General features: G+C 51.3%; 12 protein-coding genes and 1 pseudogene. 9 read left to right on the plus strand and 4 right to left on the minus strand.

Going from position 1 to position 15,529, the window contains the following annotated elements; genetic code table 11:
* Positions 1–41 precede the first annotated feature (41 nt).
* The gene (locus SJI19_RS08570; RefSeq protein WP_323477836.1) at positions 42–539 is read right to left on the minus strand and encodes a hypothetical protein; all 498 of its coding nucleotides are present in this window, start codon (positions 537–539) and stop codon (positions 42–44) included.
* Between the two features lie 245 nt (positions 540–784).
* On the opposite strand from SJI19_RS08570, the pseudogene SJI19_RS08575 reads away from it, so the two are divergent.
* The 5 genes and pseudogenes from SJI19_RS08575 to gsiD all read left to right on the plus strand — a co-directional run.
* A pseudogene (locus SJI19_RS08575) lies at positions 785–1,090 on the plus strand (IS3 family transposase); the annotation flags it as partial.
* A gap of 290 nt (positions 1,091–1,380) precedes the next feature.
* Positions 1,381–3,297: a dipeptide ABC transporter ATP-binding protein gene (locus tag SJI19_RS08580; RefSeq protein WP_323477837.1), complete on the plus strand. Its 1,917-nt coding sequence runs from the start codon at positions 1,381–1,383 to the stop codon at positions 3,295–3,297.
* Between the two features lie 32 nt (positions 3,298–3,329).
* On the plus strand, positions 3,330–4,871 hold the full coding sequence (gene gsiB / locus SJI19_RS08585; protein WP_323477838.1) for a glutathione ABC transporter substrate-binding protein GsiB: 1,542 nt from the start codon (positions 3,330–3,332) through the stop codon (positions 4,869–4,871).
* A 9-nt stretch (positions 4,872–4,880) separates the two neighbouring features.
* The gene (gene gsiC, locus SJI19_RS08590; RefSeq protein WP_323477839.1) at positions 4,881–5,801 is read left to right on the plus strand and encodes a glutathione ABC transporter permease GsiC; all 921 of its coding nucleotides are present in this window, start codon (positions 4,881–4,883) and stop codon (positions 5,799–5,801) included.
* A 9-nt stretch (positions 5,802–5,810) separates the two neighbouring features.
* The gene (gene gsiD, locus SJI19_RS08595) at positions 5,811–6,716 is read left to right on the plus strand and encodes a glutathione ABC transporter permease GsiD (protein WP_323477840.1); all 906 of its coding nucleotides are present in this window, start codon (positions 5,811–5,813) and stop codon (positions 6,714–6,716) included.
* A gap of 42 nt (positions 6,717–6,758) precedes the next feature.
* On the opposite strand, the gene SJI19_RS08600 is transcribed toward gsiD, so the two are convergent.
* Positions 6,759–7,610 carry a 5'-nucleotidase, lipoprotein e(P4) family gene (locus tag SJI19_RS08600; RefSeq protein ID WP_323477841.1) on the minus strand — a complete coding sequence of 284 codons (852 nt, stop codon included), beginning with the start codon at positions 7,608–7,610 and terminating at the stop codon, positions 6,759–6,761.
* 600 nt (positions 7,611–8,210) lie between these two features.
* The gene (locus tag SJI19_RS08605; RefSeq protein WP_323477842.1) at positions 8,211–8,837 is read right to left on the minus strand and encodes a glutathione S-transferase; all 627 of its coding nucleotides are present in this window, start codon (positions 8,835–8,837) and stop codon (positions 8,211–8,213) included.
* Positions 8,838–9,180: 343 nt separating this feature from the next.
* Here SJI19_RS08605 and SJI19_RS08610 point away from each other — a divergent pair, with 343 nt between their 5' ends.
* The 4 genes from SJI19_RS08610 to SJI19_RS08625 all read left to right on the plus strand — a co-directional run bounded on the left by SJI19_RS08610 (position 9,181) and on the right by SJI19_RS08625 (position 13,223).
* Entirely contained in the window at positions 9,181–10,023 is an 843-nt protein-coding gene (locus tag SJI19_RS08610) for a MetQ/NlpA family ABC transporter substrate-binding protein (protein WP_323477843.1), read from the plus strand.
* A gap of 77 nt (positions 10,024–10,100) precedes the next feature.
* Positions 10,101–11,117 (plus strand): methionine ABC transporter ATP-binding protein, encoded by a 1,017-nt coding sequence (locus tag SJI19_RS08615; protein WP_323477844.1) that lies wholly within the window; start codon positions 10,101–10,103, stop codon positions 11,115–11,117.
* Entirely contained in the window at positions 11,110–11,769 is a 660-nt protein-coding gene (locus SJI19_RS08620; protein WP_323477845.1) for a methionine ABC transporter permease, read from the plus strand. Before SJI19_RS08615 ends, SJI19_RS08620 begins: the two co-directional genes overlap by 8 nt.
* Before the next feature lie 260 nt (positions 11,770–12,029).
* Positions 12,030–13,223 carry a serine hydrolase gene (locus SJI19_RS08625; RefSeq protein WP_323477846.1) on the plus strand — a complete coding sequence of 398 codons (1,194 nt, stop codon included), beginning with the start codon at positions 12,030–12,032 and terminating at the stop codon, positions 13,221–13,223.
* A gap of 166 nt (positions 13,224–13,389) precedes the next feature.
* Here the strand turns inward: SJI19_RS08625 and SJI19_RS08630 are convergent, their stop codons facing one another.
* Positions 13,390–14,673 (minus strand): serine/threonine transporter, encoded by a 1,284-nt coding sequence (locus tag SJI19_RS08630; protein ID WP_323477847.1) that lies wholly within the window; start codon positions 14,671–14,673, stop codon positions 13,390–13,392.
* Between the last annotated feature and the right edge of the window lie 856 nt (positions 14,674–15,529).

Below are 15,529 nucleotides of genomic sequence, written 5' to 3' on the forward strand. Positions count from 1 at the left end.
AAGCCCGCGCCCGTAACAGTCTGTTCGATAACCGCCCATTGTTATTTCTGACCGGAAATCAGAAAATCTTCCGCCATCGGAACACCTTCCCGCCCGACAAGCATCCCCGATGACTGCGGCGTGCTGATGATGACATCGCCGTTATCAAGCCGGCTTCCAACCAGCGCAATCCCCCGGTCATCATAGGTATTCTGGCTCCCGGCGCTGCTGATAATCCGCGCCGTGCCCCCGTCCGGATAAGTCACCGTACAGCCTTCCGTCAGCACACTCGCCCACAGCCCGTTACTGAGCCTGTGTTTGTATCCCTGCTCCGGATCGGCGTTAAACTCATCGGCCACGCCGCCGCGCTCAGTCTGACTGCCCGCCACCGCCAGCCGGTAAATGGCCGTCACCGGATGCGCACGGCAGAAGGTTTCTTGCGCCTCAATCAGGTCGCGGGCTTCCGCCGTCATCTCAGTCAGTTGTTCCGCCGTAAACGGCGAAATGTCCATGCCGGCTAAAATTTCCGGTGTCAGTTCATTGGTGTACTGCGTATCCATACTTATTCCTTGTACGTGTTAGGATTAAAATCCCCCCATAATACGACGAAAGAGACTTAACCTAAATTACTTATGTTATCAGAGGGTTGGTAATGGCGCTCATTCACCCGCTCAAGCTCTTTTTGCCTCTGCTGCTCTACCTGCCCCAGCCGCTGACGCTCTGCCGGAAAGCGGTCATCATCGTTGATAAAAAGCGGACATCAAAATGGCGAAAAACGGCAAGATACACTGGCGTTGACATTAAACGCAGCCTGGTGAAAGAAGCCTGGAACGCCAGCGGCGGTTCTGCTGGAGCCATAACTATCGCGTCTATCGTGACTAATACGCATAGAGTTAAGGTCGGCCGTTGGGTGGCGGGCAGACTGATGAAAGAGCTGGGCATCGGCAGTTGCCAGAGCCCCGCTTACAAATACCAGCGCGGCGGCAACGAACACGTTGAGATACCAAATCTTCTTGACCGCCAGTTCGCGGTTACAGCGCCGAACCAGGTCTGGTGTGGCGATGTGACCTATATCTGGACAGGCAAACGTTGGGCTTATCTGGCGGTGGTTCACGTGAGGCTAATAATGCGCTGTGGACAATCGCCCTGTCCAGGCTGTCGTAGGCTGATGCAAACCATAGCTCACATTTGTGCTTTACAGCGGGGTGCAGGGTTAATATATTCAAAAATGGTACGTTAATCATTAATCATTGTATGACACGGTTTGTTACCTAGTGGCCAGGGCGTTAATGGATCACAGGACAGGCGTTCCCCCCTTATACACAGGACATGTTACCTAATGAGTAAACCAGGCATTGTCATACATGGCATCAACCTGCCCGCGATAGGGATTGAGGGTTAATGGCCGATTGGTGGGCGCGTCGGGCGCCGGATGTCACCGCATTCGCCGGCGCCACGGTGTTATCCGAACAACAGGTACTGGCGGTACGAGATTTGAGTGTGCATTTCATGCATGAGCGACAGCGTATCGACGCCGTGCGGCGCATCTCGTTTGATGTGCAGCGTGGCGAGACACTCGCGATTGTCGGCGAGTCGGGATCCGGTAAATCCGTCACTGCCTTGTCGGTGATGCGGCTACTGGCGCTCGGCGGCGGCAAACTGGACTGCGACGCCATGCTGTTTCGCCGCCGCAATGGTCAGGTCGTGAACTTGGCTACCGCCGGGCCCTCGACGCTGCGCATGTTGCGCGGCGCGGATATGGCGATGATCTTCCAAGAGCCCATGACCTCGCTTAACCCGGTTTTCCCGGTAGGGGAGCAGATTGCCGAATCTATCCGGCTCCATCAGGGCAAAGATCATCGCCAGTCCAGACAGGAAGCGCTAAGTATGCTGGAACGAGTACGGATCCCTAACGCCCAAAGCATGCTCGATCGTTATCCACATCAACTGTCGGGCGGCATGCGCCAGCGGGTGATGATCGCCATGGCGCTGTCGTGTAAACCGGCGCTGCTGATCGCCGATGAACCCACCACCGCGCTGGATGTCACTATTCAGGCGCAAATTTTGCAACTGATCCGCACCCTGCAGCGCGAAATGCAGATGGGCGTGATATTTATCACCCATGATATGGGGGTGGTGGCTGAAATGGCCGATCGCGTGATGGTGATGTATCGAGGTGATGATGTGGAGTCGGCACCGGTACAGCAGCTTTTTGCCCATCCGGAGCATGATTATACTCGGGCGTTACTGGCCGCAGTACCGAAACTCGGCGCGTTGGCCAACAGTGATTTCCCGGAAAAATTTCCGCTCACGGTAACGGTTGACCCTGCCAGTGCCAGTGCCGGTCTGCCTACACCGCCACAGGACACTGTACTCGCCGGCGCGCTGCCGATCCTGCAGGTTAGGGATCTGGTGACCGGCTTTGATCTCCGCAGCGGCATATTGAATCGTGTCAGACAACGGGTGCACGCGGTGGAGAAAGTCAGTTTTTCCCTCTATCCCGGCGAGACACTGGCCTTGGTGGGGGAATCCGGTTGCGGCAAATCCACCACTGGCCGCGCTTTGCTGCGTTTGGTGGAGAGCCAAAGCGGCGATATCATTTTCAACGGGCAATCGATTACCGCTCTGCGTGGTCATGAACTGCAGCGCCTGCGCCGCAATATCCAGTTTATTTTCCAGGACCCCTATGCCTCCCTTGACCCAAGACTGACCGTCGGTTATTCCATTATGGAGCCGCTGCTGGTGCACGGCGTGGCGCAGGGAGCCGATGCGCAACGACGGGTGGCGCGGTTGCTCGAGCGTGTCGGCCTCTTGCCGGAACATGCTCAGCGCTACCCCCATGAGTTTTCCGGTGGTCAGCGTCAGCGTATCTGTATTGCGCGGGCGTTGGCGTTAAACCCCAAAGTAGTGATCGCTGACGAGTCGGTTTCAGCGCTGGATGTTTCCATTCAGGCGCAGATTATCAATTTAATGTTGGATTTGCAGCGCGAATTTGGCATCGCATTTTTATTTATTTCCCACGATATGGCGGTGGTGGAGCGGATCAGCCACCGGGTAGCGGTGATGTATTTGGGACAAATTGTGGAAATCGGGCCACGGCGCCAGGTGCTTGGCAACCCACAACACCCCTATACCCGCAAATTGATGTCGGCGGTACCGATCCCCGACCCAACGCGCCGCCTGACTGAACACGCGATATCGGTCGATGAAATGCCCAGCCCTATACGGGCGCTGGGTGACGAACCGCGGGTTGCCCCATTGGTTGAGGTTGGGGCAGGGCATTATGTTGCCCGCCATCACATCGGCGGAGCCTATTGAATGACAGGGGTTTTAATTGAGAGGGTGAGTTTATGAACAAAGTTAAGGTAAAACGTCACTGGCTGCTGGCCGCGGCAGTCACCGGCGCGATGGCTTGCGCGCCAGCTTGGGCTGCCAAGGATGCGGTTATCGCCGTGGGTTCGAATTTTACCAGTCTCGATCCTTATGACGCCAACGATACGTTATCCCAAGCGGTGGCCAAGTCTTTTTATCAAGGGTTATTCGGCTTTGATAAGGATATGAAGCAGATCAATGTATTAGCAGAAAGTTATCAGGCCAGCCCGGACGGACTGACCTATACCATCAAGCTGCATAAGGGCATCAAGTTCCAGGACGGCACTGACTTTAACGCCGAGGCGGTGAAGGTCAACCTGGACCGCGCCAGTAATCCAGAGAATCATCTCAAGCGATACAATCTGTTTAAGATGATTGATAAAACCGAAGTGCTCGATCCCTCCACGGTAAAAATCACCTTAAAAACGCCGTTCTCGCCGTTTATCAATAATCTCGCACACCCGGCAGCGGCCATGATTTCGCCAGCGGCGCTGAAAAAGTATGGTAAGGAGATCGGTTTTCATCCGGTGGGTACCGGGCCGTATGAATTTGTCGTCTGGAACCAGACCGATTTTGTCAAAGTAAAACGCTTCGACGGTTATTGGCAAAAGGGCCAGGCCAAACTTGACTCTATTACTTGGCGCCCGGTGGTCGATAATAATAGCCGTGCGGCGATGCTGCAAACCGGTGAAGCCAATTTTGCTTTTCCCGTGCCCTACGAACAGGCGGCGGTACTGGCAAAAAACAACAAACTGGACCTGGTGTCGGCACCATCGATTTTACAGCGCTATATCAGTCTGAATGTCACTCAGAAGCCGTTTGACAATATCAAGGTCCGCCAAGCCATCAACTACGCGATCAATAAAGATGCCCTGATCAAGGTCGCCTATGCGGGTTATGCCATTCCTGCCGAAGGACCGCTGCCCGCAGGTATTGATTACGCGGTAAAATTTAAACCCTGGCCGTACGACCCAGCCAAAGCCAAGGCCCTGCTAAAAGAAGCGGGTTATCCTAACGGCTTTACCACGACCCTGTGGTCATCCCATAATACCAGTACCTTCCAAAAGGCCCTGCAATTCACGCAGCAGCAACTGGCGCAGGTCGGCATCAAGGCTACGGTCACCGCGATGGATGCTGGCCAGCGTGCTGCGCAGGTAGAGGCAAAAGGGGTACATGATACCGGTGTACGCATGTTCTACACCGGCTGGTCGGCGTCCACCGGCGAGGCGGATTGGGCGTTGACGCCGTTGTTTGCCAGCCAGTCTGCGCCACCGGCAATTTTCAATACCGCATTTTACAGCAACCCCCAAGTGGATAAAGATTTGACCGATGCGCGCAATACCACCGATCGGGCTGAAAAAACCCGGTTGTATACCGATGCGCAGGACAGAATTTGGGCTGATGCGCCCTGGGTGTTCCTGCTGACGGAAAAAATGCTGTATGCACACAGCAAAAACCTGACGGGGTTTTATGTTATGCCGGACAGCTCGTTTGATTTTGTGCATGCCGATATGAAATAACCCGGTGCCATGCTGAATTATTTTATTAAGCGGCTGTTAGGCCTGATCCCTACGCTTATGATCGTCGCGGTGTTGGTGTTTCTGTTTGTCCATCTACTGCCGGGTGATCCGGCCAGGCTGGTGGCCGGATCGAACGCCGACGCCTCGGTGGTGGCACTGGTGCGACAGGATTTAGGTCTGGATAAACCGTTACCCGAGCAGTTCCTGCACTTTATCACCCACGCCGTTCGGGGCGATTTTGGCCACTCTTTGGTCTCGAAGCGACCGGTGAGCAGTGAGATCGGCTCACGCTTTATGCCCACGTTTTGGCTCACCGTCGCCAGTATGCTGTGGGCGGTGATATTTGGCATGGCGCTGGGCGTTGTCTCGGCGGTATGGCGAAACCGCTGGCCCGATCGCCTATGTATGACGTTGGCAGTCTCGGGCATTTCCTTTCCCGCGTTTGCGTTGGGCATGTTATTGATGCAGGTATTCTCGGTCAAACTCGGCTGGTTGCCCACGGTGGGGGCAGACAGTCTGCGGCATTATATCTTACCCTCGATTACGCTGGGGGCAGCGGTGGCGTCGATCATGGCGCGCTTTACCCGGGCGTCGTTTGTTGAAGTGATGCAGGAAGATTATATGCGCACGGCCCGGGCCAAAGGGGTAAGAGAATTCTGGGTGATAAGCAAACATGGGCTACGTAACGCCATGATCCCGGTGGTGACCATGATGGGCCTGCAGTTTGGCTTTTTGCTGGGCGGATCCATTGTGGTGGAAGAGGTGTTTAACTGGCCGGGCTTGGGACGGCTGCTGGTGGATTCGGTAGAGATGCGCGATTACCCGGTGATTCAGGCCGAAGTGTTGCTGTTTTCTCTGGAATTTATTGTGATTAATTTATTAGTGGACTTGTTATATGCGGCCATCAATCCCGCTATCCGGTATCAGTAAGGACCCGCAATGAAAATGTGGCGACGAAACGCCGCCCTGGCGGCAATGCCCCTACTCAGCCTACAGCATACCCGCACACCCTGGAGCGAGTTTTGGCGACGCTTTAAACGTCAGCCGCTGGCGTTTGCTGCCGGGATCGTGGTGGTGGTTTTGGTCGTAGTAGCGTTGTTTGCGCCCTGGCTGACGCCATTCGACGCCGAAAATTATTTCGATTATGATCTGCTCAATGACGGCCCCTCCCGAGTCCATTGGTTCGGGGTAGATGCCTTGGGTCGTGATATTTTCAGCCGAATTCTGATGGGAACCCGCATTTCCTTGGCAGCCGGTTTTTTTTCGGTACTGTTAGGTATGGTAATAGGCACGCTGTTTGGTCTGCTGGCCGGCTATTATGAGGGCTGGTGGGATCGGCTGATTATGCGGATCTGCGACGTGCTGTTTGCCTTTCCGGGTATTTTACTGGCCATCGCGGTGGTGGCGGTGCTGGGCAGTGGCATGTCGAATGTGATTATCGCCGTGGCGGTTTTCAGCATTCCGGCGTTTGCGCGCCTGGTGCGTGGCAATACGCTGGTGTTAAAGCATCAAACCTATATTGAATCTGCCCGTAGCATTGGCGCGTCCGATAGCACAATTCTGCTGCGCCATATACTGCCGGGAACACTCTCCTCCATTGTGGTGTATTTTACCATGCGCATCGGCACCTCAATTATTACTGCCGCCAGTTTGTCGTTTCTCGGCCTGGGTGCCCAACCACCGATGCCGGAGTGGGGAGCCATGTTAAACCAAGCGCGGGCGGATATGGTCAGCGCACCGCATATCGCTATTTTTCCCAGCATGGCGATTTTTTTGACCGTACTGGCGTTTAATTTGCTGGGGGACGGACTGCGGGATGCGCTAGATCCAAAGTTGAACTCCTAAGCAACATCGCCACTGCCGCTGATGCCAAGCGCACCTCCTGCTTTATTGCCCACCCCATGCATCAATGTTGTCTTCGCCAATTTTTACTTTTTTCTCTGCACTGGCTGGCCCATAATCCCTCGCCATGCCCCCTTGCCAATCTCCATAGCTTGGGTTGGGCAGCACAATATATTTGTGGCCAAACTCTTCGTGATGTTGATTCACAAAATCCCGTCGCTGTGCGTTCAGTTTATGATAAGTCTCACCGCTAAAATCATTAAGATTATCACCAGCATATACAACAATATGGTAGCCTTGCTTTTTCACTTGGCTAAAACGTTCGGTTTTATTACTGGAGCCGCCAGCGGGTTTTAATAACACCGTCTGGGGACCGACGTCGGCAAATCCCAGCGCCTTAAGATTAGCCACGGTGGCATCGAAATCCGCCTGGTTGCGGTTGGACACGTAGAAAATACGCCCGCCGTGCTCTATGACATAATGGGAAAACGCCACTGCGCCGGGGAGGGCCTTGGCCTGCCGTGCATGAGTCCATTGACTCCAGGTGGCATCGCTGAATTGCTGGTGATGCTTGATTTGCCAACCGGCGTAAGCGCTATTGTCGATCATGGTTTCGTCCAAATCTACCACCACCGCTTTCTGGCGTCCCGGTACGGTTTTGGCCTGGGTAAACGCCATTTCTGCGGTATTAAAGGCTTGATAGGATAAGGCGTTAAACTCCCCTGATTTTTGCATCCAGTCCACGGAAGCTACAGTTTGTTCGGCGAGCTGCTGCTGTGCGGAGTCCATAGACGCGCTTTGCTGATGAAGCGCGCAGCCGCTAAGCAGCAGGCTAAGTGCCAAGCCTAATAAGGGAAGGCGCGCCAGAAAAGCAGGTGTGGCGGTAGACGACTGCATGATAATTCCTTATAAACCTATTACCAGCCTATTTACCGGCACCGGAAGCAGTAAAAGTATCAATCCCGACATCTTTTGCTTGCAGCCGACCGGCAACGTGAAATGTATCGTGAATATTTAGTGATGTATTTATATTGGCATAAATTAATAACATGCAACCAATTAATATTAAAAATTATTTATTATCTTGCGAACTTATTGGGTTATCAGACAGTATCAATTTAGGTACCAACTCGCGGTGTACCCAGGGTTTAAGCCCGAAAACAAAGGAAGCGACACAGCAACCGGGCGGGTACCGGCAATATTACCGGTGGTCAGCGGCAGGGGGTTTTATAAGGTAGTGAACTTACGGCATAGCAACATTAAATCTGTTGTCACTGCACTAAAACAGCGATCGTTAATGGGATTGGCGCAACACGATATCGGGTGGGTGTGGCGCCGCAGTTGCAGGCAGATCGTGGTGAGTGTATGGGCAGACCCACAGGGCTATGTAGAATTATTTCATCTGCGCGTAACGGTGTACTGCGTTAGATGAGGTTGGGCAGATATAGGATGGTAAGACGTAGCGCGGGAGGCGGGGTGTCTCCCGCGTGCTGGTCATTAGCTCAAGGGGATCATGACCCGCTGCTGGAACGCGGGGCGGGCACAAATAGCCTCATACCAGGTTTTCAGATGGGGCCGGGGTTTTCGCGCAATATCCATGCTAAACCAATTATAGGCAAAGCAGCCGATAGGTATATCGCCAATACCAAACGCCGTGCCGGAAAAATAGGGCTGTTTCTCTAATGCGTTTTCTGCGATATCAAACAGTGCTTCGCATTTTTGAATACAGTCTTCTATCAGTTTTTTATCGCGTTTTTCCACCGGTGTTCTGATCAAACTGACAAAAAGCGGCTGCAAAGCGGGTGCCAGTGTGGATAACGTCCAATCCATCCACTTTTCCGCGCTGGCGCATACCGCCGCATCGGTCAATGGCCAGAGGTGCTGACCATACTGGGCAGCCAAATACCGCACAATGGTGTTGGATTCCCATAATACCAGGCCGTTTTCATCATCTTGTATACATGGTACCAAACCGTTGGGATTGAGCGCCAAGTAAGCAGATTCACGGTTTTTACCATATTGACCACCAGCGGGTATGGCGTTGAATGTGAGATTAAGTTCCGTCGCGCACCATAGCACTTTTTTTACGTTGGTCGAATTATCACGGCCCCAAATTGTTAGCATTACACCTTCTCCGCATCAATTTTTCAAAATAGCTGGGTAATCCATCATAAACACCAGCGTCGGACGTTGGCTTAAACGACGGCCGGACTGGGTAGAGCCCATGGCAGCCCTTACGAACGTATCAATATCCGCCATCACCCGCCACCGTTTTAACGCCGACAGATAAATTATAGTCCAAATGTTCAATTGAATAACGCGTGTTTATTTTATCAGATGGGTTAAAACGATATTTTCGTTCAAAAGAAATGGTTCTCGTTAAGAATAAGCTATATCGCAATGATATTTATGATTTAATCACAGTCTGACACGCATGATCATTTTTTTACACAGGACACATATCGTTATGACATTTATTGCACCTATCCGCACAGCGTTAACCCTAGGGTTGTTGGTTTTTGGACTTCAGTGGGCGCACGCCGGCAGCGATCCCAAGACCCTTGTTTTTGGTGTTGCGCCGGGGCCTTATGGCGATATGGTCAAGCAAGCTATCAAACCGGAATTGGTAAAAAAAGGCTATAAAGTCGATGTGCGTGAATTTAGCGACTATGTGCAGCCAAATGTGGCGTTGGCCAATGGCAGTATCGATGCCAACCTGTTTCAGCATACGTTGTATCTGGAAAAGTTTGCCGCGGATAAGGGGCTGAAGATCCAGCCACTGATAGCGGTACCTACCGCCAGCATGGGGTTCTATTCCCATAAAATCACCGCCATCGATCAGCTAAAAAAAGGCGATATCATTACGCTATCTAACGATCCAACCAATTTGGCGCGTGGACTGCGCTTTTTGCAAAAACTGGGCTTAATTACCATCAAGGCGGATATCGATCCCACCAAAGCCTCTGAACGGGATATCGCCCTTAACCCCCGTGGTCTGGTGTTTAAACCGTTGGAGGCGGCTCAGTTGCCCAGAACGCTCGATAGCGCCAGCGGCGCGTTGGTCAATGGTAACTTTGCCTTTGCCGCCGGGCTCAAACTCTCTTCAGCCCTGGCCTTGGAAACATTGGATGAAAATTTAAAAAATGTGATTGCGGTGCGCAGCGAGGATATGGACAAGCCGTTTGTCAAAGATATCAAAGCCGCAGTGGAATCGCCCGCTTACGCTGCAGCCATCAACCAACCGGCCTCGATGTTCAGCCAGTTCCAAAAGCCGAAATGGATGCAGGTTGTCGCGCAGACTACACCCTAGGCCGTGGTTATTCCTGCCCCCCGTTCGGGGCGGCAGGTTGTTTTTCCGCTCAAATATCAGTGTGGAGTTCGCGGATAATGATTCAGCTAGACCATATTAGCGTTGATTTTCCGAGAGAAAATCAACTCAGTGCCCGTGCGGTGGATGACGTTAGCCTGCGGATCAACCGCGGGGAAGTTTATGGCATCGTCGGGGCCAGCGGGGCCGGTAAAAGTACCTTGCTGCGCACCATTAATTTACTCCAGCGACCAAGCGTGGGTGATGTGGTGGTCAACGGGGTGACAATCTCGTCGCTGAGCGGCGGGGCCTTGCGTCAGGCTCGCCAGAAGATTGGCATGATTTTTCAACATTTTAATTTGATGCATACCCGAAGCGTCGCGGCAAATGTGGCGTTTAGCCTGCGTGCGGCGGGCAAATCCTCCGCAGACATCGCACGGCGGGTACCGGAAATCCTGGCGCTGGTGGGGTTGGCGGACAAGGCAACAGCATTTCCCGCACAGCTCAGCGGGGGCCAAAAACAGCGTGTCGGCATTGCCCGCGCCATTGCTAACCAGCCAGAAGTGTTGCTGTGTGACGAGCCCACCTCGGCGTTAGATTTGGAAACGTCGGCCTCGATTCTGGCTCTGTTAAAAGAAATTAACCAGCGTCTGGGCATTACCATCGTGCTGATATCCCATGAAATGACGGTGATCAAAACGATCTGCGATCGGATGGCCGTCATGACCGGCGGTAAAATGGTGGAAGAGGGCGACGTGTTTGACATTTTTGCCGCCCCACAGCATGAATTTACCCGCCAACTCGTATCCCATACGTTTAATCTTGAACTCCCACCGCGTTTATTACAGGAGTTGGACGGCACGTTGCTGAAAATCTTGTTCGTTGGCGCATCGGCAGAACAGCCGGTACTGTCGGATGTGGCCATGCGTTATGGCGTATCAGTGAATATTTTGCACGGCAAAATCGAGTATATCGGCCACCACGCACTGGGTATTTTGGTCGCGCTGTTAACCCATCCCAGTGAACCGGCCAACGTGGCCAAGGCGGTGGACTATATTCAGAAAAATACCGCGCGCGTGGAGGTACTGCATGGCTGATCTATGGCTTGATTTATTGGCGGCATTCGGCGAGACCTTCCAAATGGTGGGTATTGCCGCATTATTTTCTATCATCGGTGGATTGCCGTTGGGATTACTCATTTTTGTCACCGATCGCCATCTGTTTTGGGAAAATCGTGCGCTGTATCTGCTGGGCACCATATTGGTGAATCTTATCCGTTCGATTCCGTTTGTGATCCTGTTGGTGGTATTGCTGCCTTTGACGCAGTTTTTACTGGGTAATACCATTGGTCCCATTGCTGCGGCGGTACCGTTGTCTGTTGCTGCCATTGCCTTTTATGCGCGTCTGGTCGATGGGGCGCTGCGTGAGGTCGACCCCGGTATTGTAGAGGCGGCAGAGGCTTTTGGCGCCAGCCCGATGCGGATCATTGCCACGGTGTTGCTGCCGGAGGCGGCGGCCGGGTTGTTGCGTGGGCTGACGGTGACGTTGGTCAGCCTGATCGGTTATTCCGCTATGGCGGGTATCGTTGGCGGGGGTGGCGTCGGTGATTTGGCCATCCGTTTCGGTTATTATCGTTATGAAACTAATGTCATGATCATCACTGTGGTGGCCTTGGTGATCCTGGTGCAAATTGTGCAGGTCTTGGGTGATTGGTTGGCGCAACGAGCGGATCGGCGCAGTAAACGGTAATGCAATTCGAAATAAAGCATAAAAAAAGCTGAAACTTTGCTTTCAATGCTGCAAAGTAACGTTGTTTCATATAAACCAAGGTTTCATATAAACAACGGTTTCATATAAACAACGGTTTCATATACGCCAAGGTTTCATCTACACCAAGATCCTTGGAACATGATTCAGACAACCTGATGGCAGCATGTCGGGTTGCGAAACTCAAACCTCTATCGTGAATCACACGGTAACCATTTTTGAATCGATACTCTGGCAACGTCATGATGAATTACGCGCTCTCCCAAAAGATTACGGTGCTGGGCTTCGGAGCCCTGATAGTACTTACCACCTCCGTCGCCCAGGCGGAAACGGCGCCCGGTGCCCCTGAGATCAATGCCAAGGCATTTATCCTGATGGATTACCAAAGCGGAAAAGTATTGGCCGAGTCCAATGCTGATCTGCGCTCAGATCCCGCCAGCCTAACCAAAATCATGTCCAGTTATGTGATTGGTCAGGCCTTAAAAGCCAAAAAAATAACTGAACAAGATAAGGTGACCATTGGCAAGGATGCCTGGGCCACCGGCAATCCGGTATTACGCGGTTCCTCGCTAATGTTCTTAAAGCCAGGTGAGCAGGTCTCGGTGGCTGATTTAAACAACGGCGTGGTGGTCCAGTCCGGTAACGATGCCAGTATCGCATTGGCGGATTATGTGGCAGGCAGTCAGGATGCATTCGTCAGCTTAATGAACAAATATGCTGATGCCATGGGGCTGAAAAACACCCATTTCCTGACGGTACACGGCCTGGATGCGGAAGGGCAATACAGTTCCGCCAGAGATATGGCCATTATCAGTCAGGCGCTGATCCGTGATGTGCCGGATGAGTATGCCCTGAACAAGCAGAAAGAATTCACCTATAACAAAATCAAGCAGCTTAACCGTAACCGTCTGCTGTGGAGCAGCAATCTGGATGTCGACGGCATAAAAACCGGTTATACCGATGGCGCTGGCCACAATTTAGTGGCGTCGGCCACGGAAAACGGTATGCGGCTGATTTCTGTCGTATTGGGCGCGCCCACCGACAGCGTCCGCTTTCGTGAAAGTGAAAAGCTCCTGACCTGGGGATTCCGGTTTTTTGAAACAACAACGCCGTTACCCGCTGACAAACCTTTTACCCGCCAGCGTGTGTGGTTTGGCGATCGCAGTGAAGTCGATCTCGGCGTGGCTCAGGACGCCTCTATCACACTACCAAAAGGACAAATGAAAAACCTGAAAGCATCGTTTACCCTTAATTCAGCACATCTTAATGCCCCCCTGGCATTGCATCAGGTGGTTGGCACGATTAATTTCGAACTCAATGGTAACGTCATTGAACAGCGGCCGCTGGTGGCCCTGGAAGAAGTACAGAAAGGGGGATTTTTCCGCAATATTTGGGATTGGATCCTGCAGACGGTGCATGGTTGGTTCAGCAGTTAAACCCCGATACCCGTCATACTCCCCGTTGCAGGTGCGTTGGCTGCCTCGCTCACCCCAGTCTTTTACATAAGTAAGCTCCTGGGCGCTCACTGCGTTGCCGCCTTCCTGCCACGCGGATTATTTAGGGTATCGCGTCATACTCCCCGTTGCCGCCTGGCGGCGTGCTTTATGGCAGAATTTTATAAACAATTGCCGCTAGGGCGACAATCCCGATAATCCAGACGAAATAGTTGCTGAGCGTCCCGCGATACCGGGCCATGGATGGCACTCGTGCAATGGCATACATCGGCAGCAAAAACAGTAAAATTGCGATAATCGGCCCGCCCAGCGTTTCGATTATCCCCAGAATACTGGGATTGAGGGTGGCCACCAACCAGGTCGACACCAGCATAAATATCCCGGTGATCCTGTGTAGCGCGCGGTTACTGACGGGTTTATGCACCTGGCCCAACGCTTTGGTTAGCAACCCAATAAAACCTTCGCTGGCGCCCAAATAGTGACCAAGGAAGGATTTGGTTATTGCCATAAAGGCAACCAGCGGCGCTAAAAAACCGATAAGGGGGTTATTAAAGTGATTGGCCAATAGTGAAAGAATCGAGATATTTTGCGCCTTGGCATGTGCTAGATTCTCTGGTGACAGGCTAAGCACACAGCTAAAAACAAAAAACATCACGGTCAGCACCATCAGCATATTGCTGACTAACAGGATTCGCGAACATTTTTTTTCTGCGTTCTCCCCATCTTCGGCCCTTTTCGACATGGCAAAAGCGGAGATGATAGGGGAATGATTAAATGAAAATACTAGCACCGGTATGGCCAGCCACAGGGTATTGACCAAACTACCATTTTTTGTTGCAGCGGGTGTTAGGGGCTGTTGGAATATATCTGTACTCCAGAAGGGAATTAAATATATTGCGAGAAACATCAGTATCGCTACGAAAGGAAATACCAGGACGCTCATGACCCTGACGATGATCTCTTTTCCCAACCGGATAATGCCCATCAGTCCGAGGATTAATAACAGCGCCAATAGCGCTCGTGGTGGCGCGGTTTGATGGAGTTGGTGAGTAATAAAGCTGTCGACGGTGTTGGTAATGGCAACGCCGTAGACTAATAAAATGGGGTAGATGGCAAAAAAATAGAGAAAAGTAAGTATGTTGCCTGCCCCGGGACCGAAATGCTGTTTCACCACATCGGTAATATCACGGCAGTTGTCATTGCCGGACAAAACAAAACGGCATAACGCCCGATGGGAGAAAAAAGTCATGGGAAAGGCGAGTAGCGCCATCACGAGTAACGGCAGTGCACCGCCGATACCCGCGTTGATCGGTAAAAATAATACTCCAGCACCGATGGCGGTGCCATAGAGTCCCAGCAGCCAGACAGAATCGGTTTTGCGCCATGACGATGATGTCGCGCGTTCGGCTAGGGTTGCTTGTGGCATATCCATTGTATCTCCCAACATAAAACGACACGGGTTAAAGTACGTCTACTTCACCAAAAATCTGCCGCTTTATTATATTAATATCATTAAAAATAATAGCCTTAATTTATATCAAGACAATGCGTAAAGGATGACAGCCGGGAATGATATAGAATTTTTCAAGAATATTCATGTGCCAATTTTTCATTTTTTGACCTAAATCGTTTATTTTTGTGTAAAGAAAGATAATATGAGAACAAGTAACACTTAACTGTTAATGGAATATGGGTATGAATTTTTTGGATGAAATTCAGTTGTAGTTATCTTTTATGAAAAATGGTGTGTTAGTAATATCATTAATCAAGGTGAATAGGTGCGAGGTGTATTATGGTACTGAGGAAGAGTAATTATTAATTTTATATTAAGTGTGAACTGTAAGCGCAAATATTTTCATGAGTTTTTAATGAATTATTTTACACGTGATTATTAACGCTGTTACAGGATTGGTGCATGCACTTTTTTTTGTCTTTAGCCGTAATCTGTGGGCTGTAGTGTGGGTAAATGGCAAAATGTGGACAATAAAAAACCCGAAAGTCTTGAACCTAAAAGGCGGGACGATCGGGCTCCTCAATTTGGGGACATCAAAGAAAAGCAGTGGCACTACATCAGACTGTAGGGATAAAGGAAAGTTCTTCTTCAGGGTAAAAAAAAATAATATTTGTTGTCGCTTTGATTAAAATAGTGCGTCAAACCTGATGGCGTGGTTGCTCCACGTCGTTTTTCTTGTGTATTTTAGTCATTGAATACAAACATAATAATCTGTTATCTCAATAAAATCATTGGTCTTAATCTCGGAAAACATGAATAAAACTAATGCAACTGG

Origin of the sequence: Acerihabitans sp. TG2 (genome assembly GCF_035013185.1) — a bacterium.
Lineage (GTDB): Bacteria > Pseudomonadota > Gammaproteobacteria > Enterobacterales > Enterobacteriaceae > Acerihabitans.